The following is a 346-nucleotide window of genomic DNA, read 5'->3' as shown; positions in this document are numbered from 1 at the left end:
GAGGGAGACATCAAAGCCTGTTTCGACAAGATCGGACATCAATGGCTTATGGACAACATTGCCGTAGATAAACGTATGTTGGAACAATGGCTAAAGTCTGGTTTTATAGACAAAGGGTTGTTCTATCGCACTGACGAGGGAACACCACAAGGTGGGGTCATATCTCCGACCTTGATGCTTATGACTCTTGCAGGGCTTGAGCAACGCATAAAGTCTACTGCACTAAAAAAGGGTGCTAGAGCCAACTTTATTGGATACGCCGACGATTTCGTCGTCACCTGTGCTTCAAAGGAAGTGCTGGAGAACGATATTAAACCGTTGATTGCTGATTTCTTAGCAGAAAGAG

Annotated in this window: 1 protein-coding gene; it reads left to right on the top strand. The window is 45.1% G+C overall.

The window, feature by feature from the left end; genetic code table 11:
• Positions 1-346, top strand: a 346-nt coding sequence (locus tag EYW48_RS21910; RefSeq protein WP_277433094.1) for a reverse transcriptase domain-containing protein, incomplete at both ends; no start/stop codon positions are given.

The organism is Vibrio sp. 1180_3 (assembly GCF_029478545.1).
GTDB lineage: Bacteria > Pseudomonadota > Gammaproteobacteria > Enterobacterales > Vibrionaceae > Vibrio > Vibrio aestuarianus.
This window is presented reverse-complemented; position numbering and strand designations above follow the sequence as displayed.